Source organism: Bacillus sp. GMs2/2, from assembly GCF_050172095.1.
Classification (GTDB): domain Bacteria; phylum Bacillota; class Bacilli; order Bacillales; family Bacillaceae_G; genus Bacillus_A; species Bacillus_A cereus.
Map to the genome: position 1 here is coordinate 1 of NZ_JBNLYE010000696.1, position 1263 is coordinate 1263.

Below are 1263 nucleotides of genomic sequence, written 5' to 3' on the forward strand. Positions count from 1 at the left end.
GATAGCTAGTTTTAGAGAGAGGAGGCTTACAATAAAACAAGCTATGAATAAGACATTAAAAAGGAGCTGGAATGTATGGGGTATATTGTAGATATTTCAAAATGGAATGGAACTATCAATTGGGATATTGCAGCATCTCAGCTAGATTTAGTGATTGCTAGAGTTCAAGATGGCTCTAATACGGTGGATTTTATGTATCAAAATTATGTTAGTGAAATGAAAAAGCATAGTATCCCATTCGGTAATTATGCTTTTTGCCGTTTTATATCTATTGCTGATGCAAAGAAAGAGGCACAAGATTTTTGGAATCGTGGTGATCAATCTGCTAAGTTTTGGGTAGCGGACGTAGAAGTTCAAACGATGGTAGATATGCAAGGCGGGACACAGGCATTTATTGATGAATTACGCCGTTTAGGTGCGGAAAAAGTAGGATTATATGTAGGGCATCACACGTATCTATCATTTGGAGCACGTAATATTGAAGCTGATTTCGTATGGATCCCTCGTTATGGAGGGAATAAGCCAGCATATCCATGCGATATGTGGCAATATACGGATTCAGGGAATGTTCCTGGGATTGGGAAATGTGATCTGAATCGATTAGTAGGAAATAAGTCACTTTCTTGGTTTATAAATTCGAACAAAGCAAATCAATCTAACATAGTGTATACACAGCAACCGAATGGCATTGGTATTGCAGTTTCAAAATATCCTGATGGATATGGAATAAATTTATATGAAAACCCCATGAATCCCCAATTTACAGGTACACTCACTCAGAAAATTCCATATTTAATCTTAGCAGGTTATTGGGGAGGCGGTGAGCAAGATATGATTTGTTTAGGGAACGATAAGCAGTGGGTATATTTAAAACATTTTAATGTGAAATGGTTTTATGCAACTTCAAAATATCCTGTCGGTTACGGAGTAAATTATTATGAAGAGCCTGAATGTATGAATTATAAAGGAAACATAGATGGATCGACATCTTTTCGAGTGTGGGGTAGAGTGGGAAATGCGGTAGATATCGGACAGAATAGTTGGATACCTGAAAAATATGTAATTATTAAGCAACTATAGAAGCTATATTTTTTTGAGAATTATATAAAGAGCCTTCTTACTATGCATAGTAAGAAGTCTCTTTATATTTAAAAATGAAAATACATGATACATAGTCAACTCATATGAAATGAATTACATGTAGAAAACACACTGTTTTCACAATGACTGTGTATAGTTAATTTGCATAATGATAAAAGTGAG

The 1263-nt window shown here is 35.1% G+C and carries 1 protein-coding gene; it reads left to right on the forward strand.

The window, feature by feature from the left end; translation table 11 throughout:
• Window positions 1-75: 75 nt before the first annotated feature.
• The gene (locus ACQGS6_RS28765; protein WP_000540660.1) at window positions 76-1080 is read left to right on the forward strand and encodes a glycoside hydrolase family 25 protein; all 1005 of its coding nucleotides are present in this window, start codon (window positions 76-78) and stop codon (window positions 1078-1080) included.
• Window positions 1081-1263 lie beyond the last annotated feature (183 nt).